This window comes from Nocardia aurantiaca (genome assembly GCF_009708175.1).
GTDB lineage: Bacteria > Actinomycetota > Actinomycetes > Mycobacteriales > Mycobacteriaceae > Nocardia > Nocardia aurantiaca.
The window spans coordinates 310,398-333,806 of record NZ_WMBB01000008.1 but is presented as its reverse complement, the minus strand read 5'-3'; the positions used below and the strand labels follow the sequence as shown (position 1 = coordinate 333,806).

Below are 23,409 nucleotides of genomic sequence, written 5' to 3'. Positions count from 1 at the left end.
CCGTTACCACTGCAGTTCAGGAATGGGCTGTTCCTCCAGGACGACAATCTCGCATTGTTCGGCCCAATGCAGGTGATGGTGGTCTTCGACCATTGCCAGCGCCTCGTCCATGCAAGTCGCTCGGAGGATGGACATTCCGATCACTTCGCTGTCGGTTTCGCGGATACCGGTCGGCGTGACCCGGCGCGCGTTGCCGAGCGGTTTGCCCGGATCAAGCAGACCGTCGCCGATCCGGGCGCTCCACTCCTGCCACAGCTGCATGCCTTTCGCGGCTTCGGCGGGCGTGGCCTGAGCGAATCGTTCGGCGACCGACAGGGGGGCGAGGTACAGCACGACGTAGCGGTTCACTCCACGAAAATAGGTGACCATATAGTCACATGTCAACGGTTGGGTGACCTCTTGGTCTCGTATACGGTGTGGATGTGGATGAGGACGCGGTGTTCAAGGCGCTGGCCGATCCCACGCGCAGGCACCTGCTGGACGCGTTGTTCGCCAAAGACGGCCAAACGCTGACCGAGTTGGAATCCGGGCTGGAGATGAGCCGCTTCGGCACAGCCAAGCATCTACGTGTCCTCGAGGACGCGGGCCTGGTGACAGCAGTCCGCAGCGGGCGAAACAAACGGCACTACCTCAATCCCGTGCCGATTCGGCTGATTCACGACCGGTGGATCGACAAATTCACCGAACAACAGCTCTCCGCACTGGCCGATCTCAAGAAGGACCTGGAATCGTGAGGCTCGCCGATGCCCTCTCACGTGCACGCCCGGAGACGACACAGATCCACCGCGTGATCATCGCCGCACCGGCCGAGCGGATCTGGGCCGCGGTCACTGATCCCGACTGGACCGTGCGCTACGGATTCGGTGGCCGCTGCGTAATCGAACCCCGCATCGGCGGCGCCTTCACCGTGTTCGCGCCGTCCGGACCTCGCCCGATCGACAGCGAACCGCAGATCATCATCTGCGGCATCGTCACCGACTACACCCCGCCGACACTGTGGGGCGCCCGAATTCGCTACCTGGGCGACGACAACCTGGCTGCCGAGCCGGAAACCTATCTACGCTACGAAATTCGCGACCGCGGCGACGGCACCTGCGCCCTCACCGTCATCCACGACGTCACCGACGCCCCGCTCATCTCGATCATCGCCTCCGGCGATCTGGAACCGGAAGGCTTCGGCGGCGGCTACCCCTTCATGCTCAGCGACCTCAAATCCCTGCTCGAAACCGGACGACCGCTACCCATCAGCGGACCCACTCGCAAAAGCTGATCACCTCAACCACACCAGCCGTGCTCCGTTCATCGCCATTCGAGCTGTCTCGCCGGGATGCGACCAGCGACAACATCCGCTCTCGAGGTTACGGCTATGCCCGAGATCCTTTGACACTCGGGGCAAGACCGTAGCCGCGGGCGCGCCAGCCGTTTGGCCGATTCCGTGGTTCTTCCGGCACGCCCCGTCAGTCCTCGCGGCACATCACGACGGCCGCGCTCGCACACAGCCCCTGAGTCGTAGCCCTGTCGCGGCAGAAATGCCCGGCCCCATGCTGGCCGAGCTACTCGGGCTCAGCGCCACCACCGCCGGCCGCTGGAGCAAGCTGCGGCGTGTCAGGCCACGTAGATCGCGACTGCACACCGGCCGGAACCGAGAGGCCGGTGGAGCCGGATTCCGGGCAGTTGCACCACTACCCCTGCATCGGGCAGATTCAAATCGGGTTTTCCTGATTCCATCTGTGAGGAAATCCAAATTCACGAAAAGACATCAAGTGTCACGAAATCGGCTGCCGGGCAGGCGATCTCAACTGTAAGACATGCATGTTTCCACAGGTAGAGCACCGGTGTCGACGGAAGCCTGTTGTCGCAGTGGCCTTCTCGATCAGCGCACTCTTATGCCTATCGGCTCCAGCCTCATGGCTGGGGCTTTTTTCGTTTCCCGGGGCCAGACGGACGTTTCCTCACCATCCCGGGCTTCAAGCCCAGCACCTCGCCGAGGAGGTCCCGATGCGGGATTCGTACGGCTTCGCGGGGGTGAGTCAGCGGGGTATGGAGAGGGCCGAATGGAGGGTGGCCGACCATTGGGCGACGATTTCCTTGCGGCGCAAGGAGTCGTCGGTGAGGACGTCGGCCAGGCCGAGACCGCGCGCCAGGTCCAGGGTGGCCTGCACCAGGTGATGGGCGACCGGGTCGGAGTCGTCTACGCCCAGCGCCTCGACCGCCATGCGGTGCGAGATGCGACCGAAGCGGGCCTCCATGGGCACGATTCGCTCCCGCAGTACCGGATCGGCGGCGGCATGCGTCCACACCTGGAGAGCGGCCTTGAAGATCGGTGCGGTGTAGGACTCGACCAGGCCGGACACCACCGCCTCGGTGCGGGCGACGCCCTCGGCCACCTCGGCGATCGCGAGGGCGTCGGCCTTGGCCTGGTCCATCCGGGCCTCGAACATGTACTCCAGCGCGGCGGTGATCAGGTCCTCACGGGTGGGGAAATGATGCTGGGCGGCACCACGCGACACCCCGGCCCGTTCGGCCACCGCGGCGACCGTGGCGGCCGCCCAGCCCATCTGGGCCAGGCAGTCGATGGTCGCCTCCAGCAGCCGCTGCCGGGTGGCCCGGCTGCGGTCCTGCTTGGGTTCGTGGGGTGTCGCCATGGTTGCCTATTCTGCCCAGCTGGGCGGGCGGCGCTGCATGAAGGCCGTGATGCCCTCGATCACCTCGGGGGTGCCGAAGAAGCTCGCGGAGCGTTTGGCCAGGTCCTCGGCCCCCCGGTCGAAGGCCGTGAGCAGGTCCGCGTTGACGAGCTGCTTGGCTTCGGCCAGGCCCTGCGGTGAGCCCTTGCGGAGCTCACCGAGCAGGCGCTCGGTCTCGGTCTCGGGGTCGTCGGCGGCGACGGTGATGAGGCCGATGCGTTCGGCCTCGGCCGCGTCGAAGGTCTCGCCGGTCTGGAAGTAGCGTGCCGCCGACCGGCCGGTCATGCGCGGCAGCAGAGTCAGCGAGATCATGAAGGGGGCCAACCCGATCCGGACCTCGGTTAGCGCGAAGCTGCTGCTCCGCCCGGCGACCACGAGGTCGCAGCCGGCAATGATGCCCATGCCGCCCGCCCGCACATTGCCGTCCACCCGTGCCACCACAGGCTTGGGCATGGCGAGGATGGTGCGCAGCACCGAGATCATCCAGCGGGTGCGGATGTCGGCGGCGGCCGCCGGGTCGGCGTCCACCGCCTCCTTGAGATCCGCGCCCGCGCAGAAGGTGTTGCCGGTGTGGGTGAGCACCACCCCACGCACCGCATCGTCCCTGGTCGCCCGCTCGAGGCCCGCCAGTAGTTCGGTGACCAGCCGTGAGGACAGGGCGTTGCGATTGTGCGGGGAGTCCAGGGTCAGTACCGCGAATCCGTCGCGCACCTCGTAGCGCACGAACGGCGCGTCCGCGGCGGCACCGGCTATGTCGGTCATCGAATACTCCTGCTGCTGTGTGGCTTTCGGGTGCGGGAGGGACGAGTGGCGGTGGCTGCGCCGCCGCCACTCGTCGCCCCGGTCAGTAAGACCGGGGCAGACCCAGCGAGTGCTGCGCGACGAAGTTGAGGATCATCTCGCGGCTGACCGGGGCGACCCGGGCGATGCGCGCCGCGGCCAGCATGCCGGCCAGGCCCACATCGGAGGTCAGGCCGGAGCCGCCGTGGGTCTGGATGGCCTGGTCCAGGGCCTTGATGCTGGCTTCGGCCGCAGCGTATTTCGCCATATTGGCGGCCTCGGCCGCGCCGAAGTCGTCACCGGAGTCGTAGAGGAACGCGGCCTTCTGCATCATGACCTTGGCCAGTTCCAGCTCGATCTTCACCTGTGCCAGCGGGTGCGAGATGCCCTGGTGCGAGCCGATCGGCGCGCCCTTCCACACCGCGCGCTCCTTGGCGTAGGCCACGGCCCGGTCGATGGCGAAGCGGCCCATGCCGACCGCCATGGCCGCGCCCATGATGCGCTCCGGGTTCAGGCCCGCGAACAGCTGCGCGATGGCGGCGTCCTCCTGGCCGACCAGGGCGGTGGCGGGCAGTCGCACATCGTCGAGGAACAGCGTGAACTGGTTGTCCGGCTCGAGGATGTCCATCTCCTGCTTCGTCTTCACGAAGCCGGGAGCGTCGGTGGGGACGATGAACAGGGCGGGTTGCAGGTTGCCCGTCTTGGCGTTCTCGGTGCGGGCCACGATGAGCACCGCCTCGGCCTGGTCCACGCCGGAGATGAAGATCTTGCGGCCGCTCAGGATCCAGTCCTCGCCGTCGCGGCGGGCGGTGGTGGTGATCTTGTGCGAGTTGGAGCCGGCGTCCGGCTCGGTGATGCCGAAGACCATCTTCGACGAGCCGTCGGCCAGCTTGGTCAGCCAGTGCTGCTTCTGCGCCTCGGTGCCGTACTTGGTGATGATGGTGCCGCAGATGGCCGGCGAGACCACCATGAGCAGCAGGCCGCAGCCCTGCGCCGCCAATTCCTCTTGGACAAGGGCGAGTTCGTAGATGCCCGCGCCACCGCCGCCGTACTCCTCGGGCAGGTTCACGCCCAGGAAGCCGAGCTTGCCCGCCTCGTCCCACAGCTCGTCGAAGGGCTCGTTGCGGCGCGCCTTGGGTCCGGCGTAGTCGCGGAAGTTGTACTTGGCGGCCAGCTTGGCCACCGCGGCCCGCAGCGCCTTCTGTTCGTCGGTCTCGATGAAACTCATTGTCTACTCCTGATCTTCGCTGTGGACCACGGCGAGAACCGCGCCGACCTCGACCTGCTGGCCGGCGGAAACGTTCAATTCGGTGAGCACGCCCGCGGCGGGCGCGGCGATGGTGTGCTCCATCTTCATCGCCTCCAGCCACAGAATCGGCTGGCCCTTCTCGAGCCGATCGCCGACGGCCGCGCCCAGGCGGATGACCGCGCCCGGCATGGGGGCCAGCAGCGAGCCCTCGGCCACCTGGTCGGCGGGGTCCTCGAAACGCGGCAGACGACGCACGGCCACCGGGCCGAGCGAAGAGTCCACCGCCACCAGGTCGCCGTAGCGGGCGATCTCGAAGCGGCGGCGCACCGGGCCGCGCTCGCCGGGGACCCGCAGCACGACGAGATCCGGTGTGGACTCCAGCAATTCGAGCCCCGCATGGCCCTCGACCTCGAGACCCGCGCGGGTGAGGCGGTAGCGCACCTCGTGCTTGCCGGTCAGGCGCGACTCGTAGGACTTGGACTGCGGCTGCGACGGCAGATTGCGCCAGCCGCTGGGCAGGCCGCGGCCGACCCGGGCCGCGCGCCGGTTGGCGGCGGCGTCGGCGAGCGCGGCGGCCACGATGGACAGTCGCTCGTCGTCCTCGGAAACCAGCGGGGCCGACAGCTCGTCGAGATCGTGGGTGGCGAAGAACGCGGTGTCGGTATCACCCGCCAGGAACGCCGGATGCCGCAGCACCCGCACCAGCAGATCGCGGTTGGTGACCAGGCCGTGAATCTTGGCCCGCTGCAACGCGCTCGCCAGCAGATGCGCCGCCTCGTCGCGGGTTTCGGCGAAGGAGATGACCTTCGACAGCATGGGGTCGTAGTGCACACCCACCACGGAGCCATCCACCACGCCGGTGTCCAGGCGCACGCCCGGCTCGGTCAACACGGTGAATTCGCCCAGGGTGCCGGGGATCTCGAGCTTGTGAACCGGGCCGGACTGCGGCTGCCAGTCGTGCGCCGGATCCTCGGCGTACAGACGCACCTCGATGGAGTGGCCGCGCATCTGCGGCTGCCGCGCGGGCAGCCGGCGACCTGCGGCCACCTGTAGCTGCAGGCGCACCAGGTCCAGGCCCGTCACCTGCTCGGTGACCGGATGTTCCACCTGCAGACGGGTATTCATCTCCAGGAAGTAGAACTCGCCCTTCTCGTCGGCCAGGAACTCGACGGTGCCCGCGCCCTCGTAGCCGATGGCCTCCGAGGCCAGCCGGGCCGCCTCGAACAGCCGCGCCCGCATGCTCTGTCCCTCGGCCATGCGCGCGGGCTCTCCGTGGTTACGCTGCGCTACCTCCTCCGAGCCTGACGCGCGCATGGCGTCGATCTTCTCGACCAGCGGGGACGGCGCTTCTTCGACGACCTTCTGGTGCCGACGCTGAATCGAGCACTCGCGCTCGCCGACCGCCCACACGGTGCCGTGGGCATCGGCCATGACCTGCACCTCGATGTGGCGGCCGGTCTCCAGATAGCGCTCGCAGAAGACGGTCGGATCGCCGAAGGCGGACTGGGCTTCCCGCTGCGCCGCCTCGATCTGAACGTTCAGGTCGGCGAGCTCGCGCACCACGCGCATACCGCGGCCGCCGCCACCGGCGGACGCCTTGATCAGCACCGGCAGCATGTCGGCGGTGACCTCGGCCGGGTCCAGCTGCTTCAGCACCGGGACACCGGCGGCGTCCATCATCTTCTTGGATTCGACCTTGGAGCCCATCTGCTCGATGGCCGCGACCGGCGGACCGATCCAGACCAGCCCGGCGGCCTGCACGGCCTCGGCGAATTGGGCGTTCTCGGAAAGGAACCCGTAGCCGGGGTGAATCGCATCGGCACCGGCGGCCAGCGCGGCCTCGATGATCAGCTCGCCGCGCAGGTAGGTCTCGCCAGGAGTGTTGCCCGGCAATCGAATCGCCGCATCGGCCTCGGACACGTGCGGAGCGTTCGCATCGGCGTCGGAGTACACCGCGGTGGTCGCGATGCCCATCCGGCGGCAGGTCGCGAACACCCGTCGCGCGATCTCACCTCGGTTGGCGACCAGAACGTTCGTCAGCCCAACCGTCGCCCCGCCGCCACCGATGAGGGAATCGCTTCGCGATACAGTCATTTTCGGCCTCACATCCGGAAGACGCCGAAGCCCTCGGCGCCCTTGATCGGGGAATTGTGAATGGCGGACAGGGCCATTCCCAATACCGTGCGGGTGTCGCGGGGATCGATGACGCCGTCGTCATAGAGGCGGCCCGACATGAACATGGGCAGCGATTCGGCCTCGATCTGCGCCTCGATCATGGCGCGCATGCCGGCGTCGGCCTCCTCGTCGAAGGGCATGCCCTTGGCCTCGGCCGCGGCCCGCCCCACGATGGAGATGACGCCCGCCAGCTGCGCGCCGCCCATGACGGCGGATTTGGCACTGGGCCAGGCGAATACGAAGCGCGGGTCGTAGGCGCGACCGCACATGCCGTAGTGGCCGGCTCCGTAGGATGCGCCCATGAGCAGGGAGATGTGCGGCACCTTCGAATTGGAGACCGCGTTGATCATCATCGCGCCGTGCTTGATGATGCCGCGCTGCTCGTATTCCTTGCCGACCATATAGCCGGTGGTGTTGTGCAGGAACAGCAGCGGCGTATTCGACTGGTTGGCCAGCTGGATGAACTGGGTGGCCTTCTGCGCCTCCTCGGAGAACAGCACGCCGCGGGCATTGGCGAGAATGCCGACCGGATAGCCGTGCAGCTCCGCCCATCCCGTCACCAGGCTGGAGCCGTACAGCGGCTTGAACTCGTCGAAGTCGGAGCCGTCCACCACGCGGGCGATGACCTCGCGCGGATCGAACGGGATCTTGAGGTCGCTCGGCACGATGCCGAGCAGCTCCTGCGAGTCGTACAGCGGCTCGATCACCTCGGTGAGAGGGCGCGGGGCCGGACCCTGCTTCCGCCAGTTCAGGCGCTTGACGATGGAACGACCCAGGCGGATCGCGTCCTGCTCGTCCACGGCCAGGTAGTCGGCCAGACCCGAAGTGCGGGCGTGCATTTCGGCGCCGCCCAGCGATTCGTCGTCGGATTCCTCACCGGTGGCCATCTTCACCAGCGGTGGACCGCCCAGGAATACCTTGGAGCGCTCCTTGATCATGACCGTGTAGTCGGACATGCCGGGCACGTAGGCGCCGCCCGCGGTGGAGTTGCCGAAAACCAGTGCGATGGTGGGGATTCCCGCTGCGGAGAGCCGGGTCAGGTCCCGGAACATGCGGCCGCCCGGAACGAAGACCTCCTTCTGCGTCGGCAGATCCGCGCCACCGGATTCGACCAGGCCGATCACCGGCAGCCGGTTCTCCAGCGCGATGTCGTTCATGCGCAGGTTCTTGCGCAGCGTCCACGGATTCGAGGTGCCGCCGCGCACGGTCGGATCCGGCGCGACGATCATGCACTCGACGCCCTCGACGATGCCGATGCCCGCGATCACGCTGGCGCCCACATGGAAATCGCTGCCCCAGGCGGCCAGCGGGGCCAGTTCCAGGAACGGTGAGTCCTCGTCGATGAGCAGTTCGATGCGCTCACGCGCGGTCAGCTTGCCGCGCTTGCGGTGCCGCGCCATCTTGTCCGGACCGCCGCCCGCGATGTTCTTGGCGTACTCGGCTTCCACCTCGGCCAGTTTGGCGGTCATGGCCTCGGCGGCGGCCTGATAGTCCGCCGAGTTCGGGTCTATGGAAGAGCGCAGGATGGTCAAGACTGGAACCCCAATCGCTTGGCCGCGAGGCTGGTCAGGATCTCGTTGGTGCCGCCGCCGATACCCAGGATGCGGACATCGCGGTAGTGGCGCTCGACTTCGGACTCACGCATGTAGCCGAGACCGCCGAAGAGCTGAACCGCTTGGTGGGCAACCCATTCCGCGGTCTCCACCGCGGTGTTCTTGGCGAAGCACACCTCGGCGATCAGATCGGTTTCGCCGCGCGCGGCGCGCTCGGCCAGAACGTGCGTGTACACGCGCGCGACATCGATGCGGCGCGCCATCTCCGACAGCGTGTTCTGCACGGCCTGGCGGCTGATCAGCGGCCGGCCGAAGGTCTCGCGGTCCCGGCACCACCGCAGGGTCAGGTCGAGGCAGCGCTGGGCGTGCCCGTACGCCTGCACGGCCAGCCCGACCCGCTCGCTCACGAAAGCCTGCGCGATCTGGGCGAATCCACTGTTCTCCGGCCCGACCAGGTTCGACACCGGCACTCGCGCGTCGACATACGACAGCTCGGCGGTATCGGAGGCCAGCCAGCCCATCTTCTCCAGCTTGCGGCTGACCGTGAAACCGGGCGTGTCCTTCTCCACCACGAGCAGCGAGACACCGGCCGCGCCAGGACCGCCCGTGCGCACCGCGGTCACCACGAAATCGGCGCGCACGCCGGAGGTGATGAAGGTCTTCGACCCGTTCACGATGAACTCGTCGCCGTCGCGCACCGCCGCGGTCCGCAGATGCCCGACATCCGAGCCGCCGCCCGGCTCGGTGATGGCCAGCGAACCGATCTTCTCGCCCGCCAGCGTCGGCTTCACCCAGCGCTCGATGTGCTCGGCATTGCCGGAGGCGATGAGATGCGGCACCGCGATACCGCAGGTGAAAAGGGAGGCGAACAGGCCACCGGAGCAGCCCGCGTAGTGCATCTCCTCGGCCACGATGGCCGCGTCGATGCCGTCGCCGCCGGAACCACCCACGGATTCGGGGAACTGGATGCCCAGCAGCCCCAGCGCACCCGCCTTCTTGTGCAGCTCGCGCGGGATCAAACCCTCGCGCTCCCAGTCGTCGAGGTAGGGCAGCACCTCCCGCTCCGCGAAACCGCGCACGGTGGCGCGCAATTCGCGACGCTCGGGCGTCTGCCACGGGTCCACATATCCGGCGCTCATACCGCCCAGTTCCCTTCCGCGAGGCCGAATCCTCGCCTGTCGACACACCGGTTCATCCACGGCCGCAGCGCATTTCCGCCATACCGCCACGGGTGGCACCAACTCCCGGACCATGCCGCACGGCTGGTCTCGCCCGGAAGCGACGCCTGCCGCGACACCGCCACCGGGACGACGGCGCGGGCGTGCACCGCCGCGAGCCCGCCATCTCCGCTCATGGCAGCAACTCCACGGGAATGTCGAGGTACCGGGCGCGCAGCCATTCGCCGAGCCCCTTGGCCTGCGGATCGAAGCGGGCCTGATAGGCCACGCCCTGGCCGAGCAGGCCCTCGACGATGAAGTTGAGCGCCCGCAGGTTCGGCAGCACGTGCCGGCTGACAGGCAGCTCGGCGGTCTCGGGCAGCAGGCGGCGCAGTTCCTCGACGGTGAGGGTGTGCACCAGCCACCGCCACTGCTCCTCGGTGCGGACCCAGACGCCGATATTGGCGTTGCCCCCCTTGTCACCGCTGCGGGCCAGCGCGATCGTCCCGAGCGGGGCGCGCGTGGTGGCGCCGGGCGGAAGCGACTGCGGCAGTTCCGGTTCCGCGACCGCCTCCAGTTCCAGGGTTTCCCCGGCCGGCGCGATCGCCACCTCGGCGCCGTCCGCCAGTACCGCCGTGTGCGGAATCTCCTTGGAATCCACGTATCCCGGGGTGAACACCCCGTAGGGCCCGCCGTTTCCGGGCGGAGCGGTCAGCGAGAAGCCGGGGAAACTGGCCAGCGCCAATTCCACCGCGACGCTCGAGAACGCGCGTCCCACCTTGTTCGGATCCGGATCGCGCACCACGCAGCGCAACAGCGCGCTGGCCTGCTCCTCGGTGTCGGCGTCGGGCCGGTCCAATCGCGCCAGGGTCCATTCCAGCTCGGCGGGCCGCACCGACAGCCACGATTCCAGCTGTCGTTGCACCAGTGCGGCTTTGGCCTCGATGTCCAGGCCGGTGAGGATGAACTCCATCTCGTTGCGGAACCCGCCGATGGTGTTGGTCGACACCTTGGTCTGCGGCGGCGGGGCCTCGCCGGTCACGCCGCTGATCAGCACCCGGTCCGGTCCCTCCTGGCTCACCTGGATGCTGTCGAGGCGCGTGGTGACGTCCGGTCCGGCGTAGCGCGCGCTCTGGATCTCGTACATGAGCTGCGCCTTGACGGTGTCGACGGTGACCGCGCCACCGGTGCCCTCATGCTTGGTGATGATGCTGCTGCCGTCACGCCACACCTCCGCGATCGGGAAGCCGGGGCGGCCCAGATCGGCGATCTCGGTGAAGAAGGCGAAATTGCCGCCGGTGGCCTGGGTGCTGCACTCGATCACGTGCCCGGCCACCACGGCGCCCGCCAGCGCGTCGTAATCGGTTCGGCCCCAGCCGAAGTGCGCGGCCGCGGGTCCCACCACCAGCGAGGCGTCGGTCACCCGGCCGGTCACCACGATGTCCGCGCCCGCGTTCAGGCATTCGGCGATCCCCCACGCACCCAGGTAGGCATTGGCGGTGAGCGGAGTGCCCAGCCCCAGTTCGGCGGCGCGCGGCAGCAGATCGTCACCGGTCACATACGCGACTTCCGGTGCCAGTCCCAGCTTTTCGGCCACCTCGCCGATGCGCCGCGCCAGCCCGGCGGGGTTGAGGCCGCCGGCGTTGGCGACGATCTTCACCCCGGACTCGAGGGCCAGCCCGAGGCTGTTCTCCAGTTGCTTCACAAAGGTTTTGGCGTAGCCGAGGTTCGCGTCCTTCATGCGATCGCGACCCAGGATCAGCATGGTGAGCTCGGCGAGATAGTCCCCGGTGAGCACGTCGAGCTGCCCGCCCTCGAGCATCTCCCGCATGGCGCTCAACCGATCGCCGTAGAACCCGGAACAGTTGCCGATCCGAATCAGATCCGGGGTATCGGCGAGCTGACTCATGGAGGGCCTCCCTGTGCACCCGCGCGTGTCACGGGCGGTCGGCGCAGCCTCGGTGCTGCGGTCGGTTACAGGGTCACATCAGGTCCGGAAAAAATCAAGCCCGCGTGCTTGTTATTTGCGGAATTCCCAGTTCAGGGCCCATCCGCAGTGTGCTGGCAACCTTCAGGCACACTGAACGGGTGTCCTCAGACGTCACCATGATCGTCCTGCTCGCCCTCGCCGGATTCCTGCTCGGCGGGGCGTACTCGCTGTTCAAGACCTCGCGCCCACTGGCCATCGGGCTCGCCGTCTGCGGTGTGCTCGCGGCCGTGGGCGCGGTGCTCTGGATGACCTGAATATCCGGTTCTCAGGGACTTCCCCTGAAGCCCTTTTCACACCCGGTCACAGGGGCTTCGCCTGAAGCGCCTTCCGCACCCCTTCACTCGGCTTCGAGGCGGAAGATGCGGAGGTCCTCGGGGACGCCGCTGAGCGGTGCGGCGAAAAAGCTGCGGCGGTAGGGCTTTACGCCCAGGCCGAGTTCCTCGAGCGTTCCCGGCCGCAGTGCGTCCAGGGTCGCGTTCGAGACCATGGTGTTGCCATTGCCGCCCGCCTCCATGACGCGGGCGGCGATATTCACGTCGATGCCGAGCCAGTCGCCGCCGATCTCGCGTGGGCTGCCGGTGTGCAGGCCCAGCCGCATCTGCGGACGGTAGCCGTCGACCGAGACCGCCGACAGATTCTCCTTGGCCGCCACCGCCGCCCGCACCGCCCGGTCGGCGGACGGAAACACGGCCATGACGCCGTCGCCCATGCGCTTGACCACCTGGCCGCCGCGATCCACGATGGGCGGCTCGATGGCCTTGGCGACCCGGCGCAGCAGATCCAGGGTCACCTCGTCCCCCGCCGCCAGGGACCAGCTCGAGAAGGCCACCAGGTCGGTGAACATGATGGTGATCTCCTGGGCGCCGCGGCCCTTGCCGACCCGCTCCAGCACGGCCTGCCAGACCTGGAGCGCGCCCAGCCCCAATTCGCGTGCGGCACTGGGGGAATCGCCCACCAGCTTGTCCGCCGCCCGGGCCACCGCGCGCACGCCGCCCGGACCGGACACCGAGAGCGGATCGCCGAAGGCCGGATCGCCCGGCAGGTTCTCGCGCGCCCGGCGGATGACGCTGATGATGTCGTCGCGCTGATTGGCCGCATTGACGATGGCGGAGAGCTGACCGGGGAAACGGCCGCGCCGCCGGCCGGACCGCGGCTCGGCGGTGTCGTCGGGATCCTCGGAGAGTTCCGCGGGAATCAAGGGGATGACCACATCCGGGTCGATACGGGATTGCCGCCCCCGGCCGCCGGCCGCGTCACGTAACCGCTTGCGATCGCTTCCCAGTCCGTCCGTGCGGTTCGCGTCGGAGGCGCGTTCACCGCCGTCGGAGGGTCGTTCGCTCACGCCCAGAGCGTATCCCAGCGTTCCGTCATGGGATGGATGAATGATTGCCACCTGACACCTCCCGATCGGTGCTAGCGGCCACATCGTTGGACCCGCCGATTGCTCGAGTGTTTTGGTTGCTGAGGCGATGCTACCGACCGTCCAGTCCAACTGGCTAGAAGATTCCAGTCGGAAGCGAAAGTTTTCACACACTGTTAGCCCCCCTCTTACGAGATCGGCCCGATACGGATTTTCCGTATCGGGCCGATGCTCGCCGCCGTGCCGGGCAGTGGCCGACGGCTCCCGGGCAGGGTCTCAGGCGTCGCGCTTGTTCACCACGAACAGCGCGGCGGCGAACACGATGGCCACGACGGCCGCGAAGTAAACGAGGCCACCCCACGGACCCCAGTGCCAATAGTCCGACTTGGCATCCACGGTACCGAGGAACAGGCCCGCGTTCTGGAACGGCAGCAGGACCTGGATCTCCCGGCCGATCTTGCCGAAGGCGCCGACCATGGGTTCGAGGATCACCGGCCACACGATCAGCAGCGACAGCGCGCCCGCGGACTGCCGGATCAGCGCGCCCACGCCCACCGCCAGGAAGACGACCAGCAGGATGAACACCGGCACGGCGTAGAAGACCCGCAGATCACCACCGCCGAGGCTGAGGTGGCTGCCCGCGTCGTGATTCACCATGGCCTTGAAGATGAAGAAGCCGAGGAAGGTCAACACCGCGCTCAGCAACGCCATAGCAACCCCGATGACACCGGCCTTGGTGAGCAGGACCGTCGTCCGGTGCGGGATCGCGAGAAAGGTGGTCTTGATGGTGCCGAAGCGGTATTCACTGGTGACCGCCAGCGCGGCCAGGATCATGACCATCAGGTAGCCGAAGCCCGGAATGCCCTGGGCCAGACCGGTGATGCCCAGACCGGCCACCGAGTTCTCCGCGTAGGGCGCGTCGGCCGGGGTCATCTTCCCCTCGGCCAGCTGATCCTGGAACACCCGCCAGGACGCGTTCAGGGCCAGGCTGAACAGGGCCGCGATACCCAGCGCGAACACCACCAGCAGGGCCGTGCACCAGACCGGGGACTTGGTCGAGGTGAGCTTGATTCGTTCCGCCGCGAGCACTCCCATCAGAGCGCACCTCCCATAACCTGATCGAAGCCTTCGCCGTGGTACTGCACCGCGCCACCGGTCATGCGCATGAACGCCTCCTCCAGCGAGGCGCGCTGCGGCGCGAGCTCGTAGAGCGTGATGTCATTGGCGCCGGCCAGTTTTCCGACCGCGTCGCTGGTGACGCCCGCGACCACCAGGGCCCGGCCGTCGGCCTCGGCGCCGTCCTCGCGCACCGTCATGCCGTTCGAGGTGAGCAGGCTGCGCAGCTGGTCCAGCTGCGGACTGCGCACGCGCACAGACTGTTCCGAGGCCTTCTCGATGAAATCCTTTGTGGTGGTGTCGGCGATGAGGCGGCCCCGGCCGATCACGATGAGATGCTCGGCGGTCTGCGCCATTTCGGAGAGCAGGTGGCTCGACACCAGCACGGTGCGCCCCTCGGCGGCCAGCCGCTGCATGAAGCGGCGGATCCACAGAATGCCCTCGGGGTCCAGGCCGTTCACCGGTTCGTCGAACAGCAGCACCCGCGGATCACCGAGCAGGGCGCCGGCCAGGCCGAGCCGCTGCGACATGCCCAGGGAGAAGCCGCCCGCGCTCTTGTCGGCCACCTCCGAGAGGCCGACCAGGCGCAGCACCTCCTCCACCCGGGACTGCGGAATGTCATTGGCGGCGGCCATCCACCGCAGATGAGAGCGCGCGGAACGGTTGGGGTGCACCCACTTCGCGTCCAGCAGCGCGCCGACGGTGTCGAGCGGGCGCTTCAGGTCGTGGTACGGCTTGCCGTCGATGAGGGCGGTGCCGGAGGTCGGGGTATCGAGCCCCAGGATCATCCGCATGGTGGTCGACTTGCCCGCCCCGTTCGGGCCGAGGAAGCCGGTCACCTGCCCCGGACGGACCGTGAACGACAGGTCCGACACCGCGACGGTCTGGCCGTAGTGCTTGGTCAGGCCTCTCAGTTCGATCATGGCGACCAGTCTCCCCCATGTGCGGACCGCGCACTATCGCCAATTGGTCGCGCGTCGCTCATCCTCAGGGATGAGACGGGCCGCGAACCACCCGGGGCTGGGCCTCAGAAGTCGGGGGAGGAAGCCTGGGCCCAGAAGCGCTTGGGGATTCGTCCGGCCTGCCGGGCCAGCCAGCCGCCCTCCACAGCGCGCGCCATGGCGGCGGCCATCAGGGCCGGCCGGCGGGCGCGGGTGACCGCGGTGGCCAGCAGGACCGCCGAGCAGCCGAGTTCCATTGCCAGGGCGGCATCGCTGGCGGTGCCGATGCCCGCGTCGAGGATGACCGGCACACCCGCGGCGGCCACGATCATCTCGATATTGTGCGGATTGCCGATGCCCAGGCCGGTGCCGATGGGCGAGCCCAGCGGCATGACGGCGGCGCACCCGGCGTCCTCGAGGCGCTTGGCCAGCACCGGGTCGTCGGTGGTGTAGGGCAGCACGGTGAAACCGTCGTCCACCAATTGCTCTGCGGCGGCGACCAATTCGATGGCGTCCGGGAGCAGGGTGCGCTCGTCGGCGATGACTTCCAGCTTCACCCAATCGGTTTCGAGGGCCTCGCGCGCCAGCTGGGCGGTGAGCACCGCCTCGGCGGCGGTGCGGCAGCCCGCGGTATTGGGCAGCGGGGCGATCTCGAGGCGCGAGAGCAGATCGAGCACGCCGGTGCCGCCGACGGCGTCCACCCGGCGCATGGCGACCGTGGTCAGCTCGGTACGCGAGGCCACCAGGGCCTCCTCCAGCACGGCCAGGTTCTCGGCGCCGCCGGTGCCCATGATGAGCCGGGAGCCGAACTCGCGGCCCGCGATGACCAGCGGCGCCGTGATCGACGCGGCGTGCGCGGGATCCTGCGCGGTCACGCGAGCAAACGGGGAGAGGCGCAGCGACGCCTCCGGCCCCTGAGCCGCCGTCGACGAGTCAGCCACCCTGCACCGCCGTGAGCACCTCGATCTCCCAACCGCGGCCGACCGGCTCGTCCCAGCGGGACTTGGGGAACACCGCGCCGTCGATGGCCAGCGCCACGCCCTGGCACGGCAGGCTCAGACGTTCGAGGAGTTGGCGGACGGTGAGTTCGTCGGGGAACACGTGGTCCTCACCGTTGACAGTGACACCGACGGGAATTGCGGTCATCGAACTCCTCCTGGGTAAAGCGGTGCGGCGGTGGAAAACCGGCGCGGATCCGCCGCACGGGCCTCGGGCAGCTCGCTATCGGCGAGCAGCGCCAGGACGGCGTCGGCGGTGACCGGGGTGTCGAGAATGCCGTTGCGGCCGTGACCCGCGGCCACGATCACCCGCTCGCTCAGGTAGCCGATCAGCGGCAGATTGTCCGGCGAGCCGGGGCGCGAACCCGCGATGGCCTCGGCGAATTCGTACTCACCGAGCCCCGGCAGCACGGCTTCGGCGTCGGTGACCAGGTCGCGGACACCGGCCACGGTGACGGCATTGTCGAACCCGACTTCGTATTGTGTTGCACCGAGCACGATTCCGTCACGCCTCGGCACGAGATATATGGGACGGCCGTGCACCCGCGCCCGGATCACGCGCGCGGGCGCGAGCGGCGCGCTGGGGCGGCGGCGCAGACGCAGGATCTCGCCCTTCACCGGGCGCACCGGCAGGCCGGGCCACAGCTCGGCGGTGGCGGCGCCGGCCGCGAGCACGATGCGGTCGTAGGACAGCTCGGACGGGGACTCGACCCGCTCCGCGCGGAACTCGACTCCGGCCGCGGCACAGGCGTTTCGGAGCGCGGTCACCAGCGCGCGATTATCCACCGCCGGTTCGGCGAGGGCGAGCAGTCCGGCGCGCACGCCGCGACCCAGGCTCGGCTCGGCCGCGCGCACCCCGGCGCGGTCCAGTACGCGCAGCTCATGGCCGCGGGAGTTCACCCACTCGGCGATGGTGCGCAGGTCGGCGGCGTCGGCGGCGTCCAGGGCGACGGTGAGCGTCTGGTCGGCGACGAAGACATCGGTGCCGGTCACCGCCAGCAGGCGGGCGGCGAAACCGGGCCAGCGGATCAGGGAGGCCGCGCCGAAGGCGAGGGCGGCGTCCTCACCGGGCCAGCCCTCCGAGAGCGGGGCGAGCATGCCGCCCGCCACCCAGGAGGATCCGGAACCCACGGCCGGGTCGAAGAGGGTGACGGTCCAGCCCGCTCCGGCCGCACGCCAGGCCACCGACAGCCCGATCACACCGCCCCCGACGACGGCCAGAGTCCGCATGTGAATCCACCTAACTCGTCCCAGTATCCCCGGGACCTGCATATACATCGCTCGAAACAGCGTCTTCGGCGGGAGCCACGCGGGGTGCGAACCCTCGGGTCGCTTCGACTCGACCACCGTAGCGCGACTACCGTCGAGCCTGTGCAACCCTCCCACCCGAACCGGCCCGCCACCCCACGGGAACGCCTCGCCACCGCGCGGCTGTACCTGTGCACAGACGCCCGCCGGGACCGGGGCGATCTGGCGGAGTTCGCCGAAGCGGCCCTGGCCGGCGGCGTCGACATCATTCAGCTGCGGGACAAGGGCTCGCCCGGGGAGAAGCAGTTCGGGCCGCTCGAGGCCAAGGCCGAACTCGGCGCGCTGGCCGAGTTGAAAGCCGCCGCCCGCCGCCACGGCGCGCTGGTCGCGTGCAACGACCGCGCCGATATCGCGCTCGCCGCCGGGGTGGACGTGCTGCACCTGGGCCAGGGCGATCTGCCGCCCTGGTACGCACGGCAGATCCTGGGCGGCGAGGTGGTGCTGGGACGCTCCACCCACAATCGCGCGCAGGCCGGGCTGGCCGCGGTGGACGAGCACATCGACTATTTCTGCACCGGGCCGGTGTACGCCACCCCGACCAAGCCGGGCCGCGCCCCCGCGGGCATCGATCTGGTCCGGTCCACCGCCGATTCGCATACGCAGCGGCCGTGGTTCGCCATCGGCGGCATCGACGCCCGGAGCCTGCCCGAGGTGCTGGCCGCGGGCGCGACGCGAATCGTGGTGGTGCGGGCCATAACCGAGGCCGACGATCCGCAGGCCGCCGCCCGCGCGATCAAGCAGCGGATCCTGGAGAACGACCGGTAATCAGGCGACCGGGTCCAGCCGGATCGGGACACCGTTCAGGTTGGACATGCCCGCCAGGCGTTCCACATCGGCGAGATCGGTGGACATCAGGTCGTTCACGTTCGCGCCCCCGGCGGCATTGGCGCGCTGCCAGCCGCCGTCGTGACCCCACCCGTGCGGAATGGCCACGGTCCCCACGGTCATGTCCTCGGTGAGCCGGGCGATCACCTCGATGGAGCCGTGCGCCGAGGTGACCCGGCAGCGGTCGCCATCGGAAATGCCCGCCACCGCCGCGTCTTTGGGGTTGATGCGGGCGGCATGCTCGCGGTCGCCGCGCATGAGCGGCTCCACATTGTGCATCCACGAGTTGTGGGATTTGAGTTCACGCAGACCGATGACGCGCAGCGGGTAGGTGGGATCGCTCGGCCGCGCGGCGAGGGTGCGCAGCTCGACGATGATCTCGTCCGGGTCCAGGCGCACGCGGCCGCCCTTGTGCCGCACCACATCCCGCAGCACACCTGTGGTGATGCCGTCGGCCAGGACCACGCCGTGCGGGTGACGGCGCAGCTTGCGCAGGCTGAGGCCGCCCCGGCGCAGGCCGAACCGGTCGCCGTAGGGGCCGGTGCGCAGCGCCAGATCGGCCAGCAGGGCCGGAGTGGGACGGGCGGCGGCGAGGCCGGGGACGCGGCGGCGCAGGGCGCTCAGCAGGCGGCCCACCGGACGGGCTGGACCGACAGCGAAGGGCTGCACCCCGATCCGGGTCGCGATGGCGTCGATGATCCGCCATTCCTCCCGGGCCTCCCCGTACGCCTCGACCACCCGCTCGGTGTACTGGGTGTACGGGGTCGGCGAGAACGCGGTGAACGGCAGCGGAATATCGTCGCGCTCCAGGAAAGTGGTCGCCGGGAGGATGTAGTCGGCGGCCCGGTTGGTGTCATTGACATAGATGTCTATGGAAACGAACAGGTCGAGTTCGGTGAGGGCGGCGGCCAACTCGCGGCCGTTGGGCACCGAGGAGACCGGATTGCCCGCCGAGGTGAACAGGGCGCGCAGGCGGCCCGGGCCGGGGGTGGTGATCTCCTTGGCCATGATGGCGGCCGGGAAGGTGCCGAGCACATCCGGGAATCCGCCGATGCGGGAGTGGTTCTTTCCGTAACCGACGAACCCGAGTCCCGCGCTCAGCTCGGAGACCGCCACCAACTCCTTGCCGAAGACGGAACCGCCCGGCTTGTCGAGATTTCCGGTTACCAGCGACAGGGCGTCGATGAGGAAGGCGACCAGGGTGGCGTGCCGCCCCAGGCAGGTGCCGGTGCGGCCGTAGACCGCGGCGGACTCGGCGCGGGCCAGATCGCGGGCCAGGGCGCGCACCCGGTCGGGCTCGAGTCCGGTCGCCTCGGCGGTGCACTCGGGCGTGAAACGGCGTACGGCATCCCGCAATTCGCGCACGCCGGTGGCCTGGCGGCGCAGCGCCCCGTCGTCTTCCAAGCCCTCGTCGAAGATGACCTGCAACAGCGAGGCCAGCAGCCAGGCGTCACCGTCCGGGCGCACGCCGATGTGCTCGAACAGCTTGGCGGTCTCGGTCTTTCGCGGATCGACCACCACCACCCGTCCGCCCCGCTTCGTGATGGCGGTGAGCTTCTCGCGGATGCGCGGCGCGCTCAGCACGCTGCCGTGCGAGACAAGGGGATTCGCGCCCAGCATGAGCAGGAAGTCGGTGCGGTCCAGATCGGGCACCGGCACCCTGGTGAGCGAGCCGTAGAGCAGTTCGCTGGCCACGAAGCGGTTGTTGATGTCCTGGGAGCCCGCCGAATACACGTGCTTCAGCCCGGCGGCGAGCTGGAAACCCACCATCCACAGGGTGTGTGAATACGAGAAGGAGGACGGATTGCCGAAATACCAGCCGAGGCTGTCGATTCCGTGCTCGTCGATGAGCCCGCGCAGGCGCTCGCCGATTTCGTCCAGTGCCGTGTCCCAGGAAACCCGCTCGAACTCGCCGGAGGCCGTGCGCCGCAGGGGGTACAGCACCCGGTCGGGATCGTTCTGGATCTCGGTGAAGGCGATGCCCTTCGGGCAGGCATTGCCGCGGGAGAGCGGATGGTCCTTGTCGGCGCGCAGGCGCACCAGTTTCCCATCCTCGACGGTGGCGATCAGCCCGCAGAGAGGCTCACAGATCCGGCAAAAGGTGGGGAGCTCGCGCGTCGTCACGCCTCAAGACAACACCTGATCCAGAGTGAGGAACAACACATTTCCGGCCAAATCAGATTGTTCCGCATGTGATTCGGGTGCGCCGATGCGGGCCGTACGGCCGGTGCGGTCACCGTGCGAATGCAGCCAGAGGAATCCGTGGCCGACCAGATCCAGAGTGCGCGGCAACGCGGCCGCCACCGCGCCCATATCGGCGATTCCGTCCAGATCGATGAGCGTGGGCGTGGCTCGCAGGGTAGGCCAGGCGGCTGCGAAACCGGGATGCAGCGGCCGGTCCTCGACCTCGTCCTCGGGCACCCAGACCAGATCCTGGCTCTCCGCGTTGCCGCGGGTGCGCAGTTGATCGGCGGCATCGGCGATGACCGTGGTGTAGGTCCAGCCACTCGGGGCCGTCGCGGTGACCCGGGAGCCGCGCACCCGAATCGAACCGGGGGCGATGCCCGCCTCCTCTTCGGCCTCGCGGACGGCGGCGTGGACGCTGGTCTCGTGCGAGTCGCGGGCGCCGCCGGGCAGCGCCCAGGTGCCGCCCTGATGGGTCCACGCGGCCCGGTGATGCAACAGCACCGCGGAACCGCCGCCGGTCAGCGGGGCGCGCAGCAACAGTCCGGCAGCGCCGAAAAGACCCCACTGGCGGCTGCCATCCGGACTTTCCGCCCAACCGTCACCATCACCACGCATCTTCGCAATCCCATCGTCCGATCACGCCACCGTGCACGCTTCCCGCACAGCGGATCACACCGCGGGGATTCCCGCGTCACGGCGGAGGTACGTCCACAATAAGCTCATCCGGCAGTGACAAGTCGGCCGTTCGATTTCGGGCAGTGGGAGGTGAGGATGGCTCGCGCCGAGGAATTGAGGCTCGAGGAGCTGTCCCCCCGCGCGGCCGCGGCCGCCTGGCGTGAACGCTTCGCGACCACCGAACTGCGCACCTTCGCCCAGTCGTCACCGGCCAAGCTGATCGCCATCGGGCTGATCTTGCTGAGCCTGTGCGCGGCGGCCGGGATCGTGACCGCCACCGCGGTGACCAACCGGCAACACGCCCTCGACGTCCTACTGGACGAGTCGGAGCCGGACGCCTATTCGGCGCAGCGGCTCTACACTTCGCTGTCGGTGGCCGACGCGTCGGCGAGCGCCGCCTTCATTTCCGGTGGGCTGGAACCGAAGCCGGTGCGCGACCGGTACAACCAAGCCGTCGGCGAGGCCGCCGCGGAACTGGTGACGCAATCCAATCGCAGTGACGGGGACACGGATACGCATCTGCGCAGCGGCATCGCGACCGGACTGCCCGTGTACACCGGCATCATCGAGACCGCGCGCGCCGACAATCGCGGCGGGCAACCGGTCGGTGCGGCGTATCTGAGCGAGGCGTCCAACCTCATGCAGGGGACGCTGCTGCCGATGGCCCAGGAATTGCAGGAGCACCGGTCCGCCGCCATCACCGCCACCCAGCGCAATCACGTGCGGCCGCCGTGGCCGGCCATCCTGCTGCCACTGCTGGCGGTGGCGGCGCTGATCGCGGCGCAGTTGTTCCTGTCCCGGCGCTGGCACCGGGTGCTCAATCTCGGTCTGCTGCTCGCCACCGGCACCATGGTGGTGCTGCTGGCCTGGATGGTCATCGCGGGCTTCATCTCCGCCGTGGACACCGCCCACGCTCGCGACCGGGGCAGCATTCCGGCCGCCGGGCTCACCGAGAGCCGCATCCTGGCCCAGCAGGCGCGTACCGCCGAAACCCTCAAGCTGGTGCGCCGCGACACCAGCGCGGACTACGACCGAGCCTACGACCAGGCCATCGACACATTGCGAAACATCCTGTCCGGCTATCGAACCGACGCGCCCGGCGCGAACGATGTGAAGACCGCGACGGCCGCCCTGGACCGCTGGCGGGCCGCCCACCAGCGCATGAACGACGCGTTGTCCAAGGGCGACTTCATCGGTGCGGCCGCGGTGGCCACCGGGCCCGGCGCCAACGAGGCCACCGCCCAAACCGACGCCCTCGACCGCGCGCTCGGCGACGGTATCGCCGACACCCGGAACATGTTGCGCGCCGACACCTCTCACGCCGCCCGCGCCCTGGACCTGCTCGGGCCCGGCGCGCTGGTGCTGAGCACCGCGGCGGCCGTGCTGATCGCGGTCGGGCTCTGGCCGCGTCTGCGGGAGTACCGATGACCCGAAGACCGATCCGCACCCTCACCCTGGCGGCCCTGGCCGCGACCGTGGCCTGCACCGCGGCCTGCGGCGACAACACTCCCCCGCCGCCCGCGCCCTCGACCCGGGTGCCGAGCTATGTCGAGCCGCCGCTGCCCTCGGGAGCCGTTGCGGCACAGACCCAGACCGCGCCGCCCCCGGAGGTGGCCGACTGCGGGGACCCCACCGCGAGCCTGCGCCCCAAGGGCACCAAGCGCGGACCCGACATCGACGCCATCCGGGCGCGGGGACGGCTGCTGGTCGGGCTGGACCCGGGCAGCAATCTGTTCAGCTTCCGGGATCCGACCAGCGGCACCCTGACCGGATTCGACGTTGACATCGCCCGCGAGTTGGCCCGGGATCTGCTGGGCGATCCGGCCGCGCTGGAGTTCCGAATCCTCGGATCCGCCGACCGCGAGCGCGCACTGCAGGAGCACACCGTGGATGTCGTGGTGAAGACCATGACCATCAATTGCGCACGGCGGCAGACGGTCACCTTCTCCACCTCGTATCTGCAAGCGCATCAGCGGGTGCTGGCCGTGCGCAACTCCGGCATCGGCGGGCTCGCCGACCTGGCGGGCAAGCGGCTGTGCGTGGTCAGCGGCACCACCTCCCTGGACCTGATCCGGCGTGAGCAGCCCGCGGCGTCCATCCTCACCGTGCCGAGCTGGGCAGACTGCCTGGTGGTGCTGCAGCAGCGGCAGGTGGACGCGGTCAGCACCGACGACACCGTGCTGGCCGGGCTGGCCGAACAGGATCCGGCCACCGAGGTGGTCGGGCCCGATCTGAGCACCGAGCAATACGGCATCGGCATCTCCAAGGGCGCGGACGATCTGGTCCGCTTCGTCAACGGCACGCTGGAACGCATTCGCACCGACGGCACCTGGAACCGGCTCTACCGCCGCTGGCTGGTCGCCGAACTCGGCGACGCCGCCATTCCGCCGCCCCCGAGGTATCAGGACTGA

General features: G+C 69.0%; 22 protein-coding genes. 6 read left to right on the top strand and 16 right to left on the bottom strand.

Translation table 11 applies throughout. From position 1 onward, the window contains the following. Window positions 1-3: 3 nt before the first annotated feature. Window positions 4-348: a hypothetical protein gene (locus tag GLP40_RS19245; protein ID WP_154789290.1), complete on the bottom strand. Its 345-nt coding sequence runs from the start codon at window positions 346-348 to the stop codon at window positions 4-6. Between the two features lie 74 nt (window positions 349-422). Here GLP40_RS19245 and GLP40_RS19240 point away from each other — a divergent pair, with 74 nt between their 5' ends. Both GLP40_RS19240 and GLP40_RS19235 read left to right on the top strand, forming a co-directional pair. After that, window positions 423-734 carry an ArsR/SmtB family transcription factor gene (locus tag GLP40_RS19240; protein WP_328290375.1) on the top strand — a complete coding sequence of 104 codons (312 nt, stop codon included), beginning with the start codon at window positions 423-425 and terminating at the stop codon, window positions 732-734. Then, window positions 731-1,270, top strand: a complete 540-nt coding sequence (locus GLP40_RS19235; protein WP_154789289.1) for an SRPBCC domain-containing protein — start codon at window positions 731-733, stop codon at window positions 1,268-1,270. Before GLP40_RS19240 ends, GLP40_RS19235 begins: the two co-directional genes overlap by 4 nt. A gap of 760 nt (window positions 1,271-2,030) precedes the next feature. Here GLP40_RS19235 and GLP40_RS19230 read toward each other — a convergent pair. The 7 genes from GLP40_RS19230 to GLP40_RS19200 all read right to left on the bottom strand — a co-directional run bounded on the left by GLP40_RS19230 (window position 2,031) and on the right by GLP40_RS19200 (window position 11,507). Next, entirely contained in the window at window positions 2,031-2,645 is a 615-nt protein-coding gene (locus GLP40_RS19230; RefSeq protein WP_154789288.1) for a TetR/AcrR family transcriptional regulator, read from the bottom strand. 6 nt (window positions 2,646-2,651) lie between these two features. Next, window positions 2,652-3,446, bottom strand: a complete 795-nt coding sequence (locus GLP40_RS19225; RefSeq protein WP_154789287.1) for an enoyl-CoA hydratase family protein — start codon at window positions 3,444-3,446, stop codon at window positions 2,652-2,654. An 82-nt stretch (window positions 3,447-3,528) separates the two neighbouring features. Then, window positions 3,529-4,692, bottom strand: a complete 1,164-nt coding sequence (locus tag GLP40_RS19220; protein ID WP_154789286.1) for an acyl-CoA dehydrogenase family protein — start codon at window positions 4,690-4,692, stop codon at window positions 3,529-3,531. 3 nt (window positions 4,693-4,695) lie between these two features. Continuing rightward, window positions 4,696-6,807: an ATP-binding protein gene (locus tag GLP40_RS19215; protein WP_154789285.1), complete on the bottom strand. Its 2,112-nt coding sequence runs from the start codon at window positions 6,805-6,807 to the stop codon at window positions 4,696-4,698. A gap of 8 nt (window positions 6,808-6,815) precedes the next feature. Next, window positions 6,816-8,420: an acyl-CoA carboxylase subunit beta gene (locus GLP40_RS19210; RefSeq protein WP_154789284.1), complete on the bottom strand. Its 1,605-nt coding sequence runs from the start codon at window positions 8,418-8,420 to the stop codon at window positions 6,816-6,818. Continuing rightward, the gene (locus tag GLP40_RS19205) at window positions 8,417-9,565 is read right to left on the bottom strand and encodes an acyl-CoA dehydrogenase family protein (protein ID WP_328290392.1); all 1,149 of its coding nucleotides are present in this window, start codon (window positions 9,563-9,565) and stop codon (window positions 8,417-8,419) included. The genes GLP40_RS19210 and GLP40_RS19205 overlap by 4 nt, the downstream gene beginning before the upstream one ends. Window positions 9,566-9,791: 226 nt before the next feature. After that, window positions 9,792-11,507 carry an acyclic terpene utilization AtuA family protein gene (locus tag GLP40_RS19200; RefSeq protein WP_154789282.1) on the bottom strand — a complete coding sequence of 572 codons (1,716 nt, stop codon included), beginning with the start codon at window positions 11,505-11,507 and terminating at the stop codon, window positions 9,792-9,794. A gap of 179 nt (window positions 11,508-11,686) precedes the next feature. Between GLP40_RS19200 and GLP40_RS19195 the strand changes: the two genes are divergently transcribed. Further along, window positions 11,687-11,842, top strand: a complete 156-nt coding sequence (locus GLP40_RS19195; protein ID WP_154789281.1) for a hypothetical protein — start codon at window positions 11,687-11,689, stop codon at window positions 11,840-11,842. An 83-nt stretch (window positions 11,843-11,925) separates the two neighbouring features. Here the strand turns inward: GLP40_RS19195 and GLP40_RS19190 are convergent, their stop codons facing one another. The 6 genes from GLP40_RS19190 to thiO all read right to left on the bottom strand — a co-directional run bounded on the left by GLP40_RS19190 (window position 11,926) and on the right by thiO (window position 17,233). Beyond that, a complete protein-coding gene (locus GLP40_RS19190) occupies window positions 11,926-12,693 on the bottom strand; it encodes an adenylate/guanylate cyclase domain-containing protein (RefSeq protein WP_456094002.1) in 768 nt (255 codons plus the stop codon). A 531-nt stretch (window positions 12,694-13,224) separates the two neighbouring features. Continuing rightward, complete coding sequence (locus tag GLP40_RS19185; RefSeq protein WP_154789279.1) at window positions 13,225-14,043, bottom strand: ABC transporter permease; 819 nt, start codon at window positions 14,041-14,043, stop codon at window positions 13,225-13,227. After that, window positions 14,043-14,987 carry an ABC transporter ATP-binding protein gene (locus GLP40_RS19180; RefSeq protein WP_154789278.1) on the bottom strand — a complete coding sequence of 315 codons (945 nt, stop codon included), beginning with the start codon at window positions 14,985-14,987 and terminating at the stop codon, window positions 14,043-14,045. Before GLP40_RS19180 ends, GLP40_RS19185 begins: the two co-directional genes overlap by 1 nt. Window positions 14,988-15,091: 104 nt before the next feature. Beyond that, entirely contained in the window at window positions 15,092-15,880 is a 789-nt protein-coding gene (thiG, locus tag GLP40_RS19175) for a thiazole synthase (RefSeq protein WP_328290374.1), read from the bottom strand. Between the two features lie 58 nt (window positions 15,881-15,938). Further along, entirely contained in the window at window positions 15,939-16,151 is a 213-nt protein-coding gene (gene thiS, locus GLP40_RS19170) for a sulfur carrier protein ThiS (protein WP_154789277.1), read from the bottom strand. Then, on the bottom strand, window positions 16,148-17,233 hold the full coding sequence (gene thiO / locus GLP40_RS19165; protein ID WP_154789276.1) for a glycine oxidase ThiO: 1,086 nt from the start codon (window positions 17,231-17,233) through the stop codon (window positions 16,148-16,150). Before thiO ends, thiS begins: the two co-directional genes overlap by 4 nt. 141 nt (window positions 17,234-17,374) lie before the next feature. On the opposite strand from thiO, the gene thiE reads away from it, so the two are divergent. Continuing rightward, a complete protein-coding gene (gene thiE / locus GLP40_RS19160; protein WP_328290373.1) occupies window positions 17,375-18,076 on the top strand; it encodes a thiamine phosphate synthase in 702 nt (233 codons plus the stop codon). Here the strand turns inward: thiE and GLP40_RS19155 are convergent, their stop codons facing one another. Then, entirely contained in the window at window positions 18,077-20,260 is a 2,184-nt protein-coding gene (locus GLP40_RS19155) for a molybdopterin-containing oxidoreductase family protein (RefSeq protein ID WP_328290372.1), read from the bottom strand. 3 nt (window positions 20,261-20,263) lie between these two features. Then, window positions 20,264-20,938 (bottom strand): NUDIX domain-containing protein, encoded by a 675-nt coding sequence (locus tag GLP40_RS19150; protein WP_154789275.1) that lies wholly within the window; start codon window positions 20,936-20,938, stop codon window positions 20,264-20,266. 156 nt (window positions 20,939-21,094) lie between these two features. Between GLP40_RS19150 and GLP40_RS19145 the strand changes: the two genes are divergently transcribed. Both GLP40_RS19145 and GLP40_RS19140 read left to right on the top strand, forming a co-directional pair. Continuing rightward, window positions 21,095-22,426: a hypothetical protein gene (locus GLP40_RS19145; protein ID WP_154789274.1), complete on the top strand. Its 1,332-nt coding sequence runs from the start codon at window positions 21,095-21,097 to the stop codon at window positions 22,424-22,426. Continuing rightward, window positions 22,423-23,409 (top strand): glutamate ABC transporter substrate-binding protein, encoded by a 987-nt coding sequence (locus GLP40_RS19140; protein ID WP_154789273.1) that lies wholly within the window; start codon window positions 22,423-22,425, stop codon window positions 23,407-23,409. Before GLP40_RS19145 ends, GLP40_RS19140 begins: the two co-directional genes overlap by 4 nt.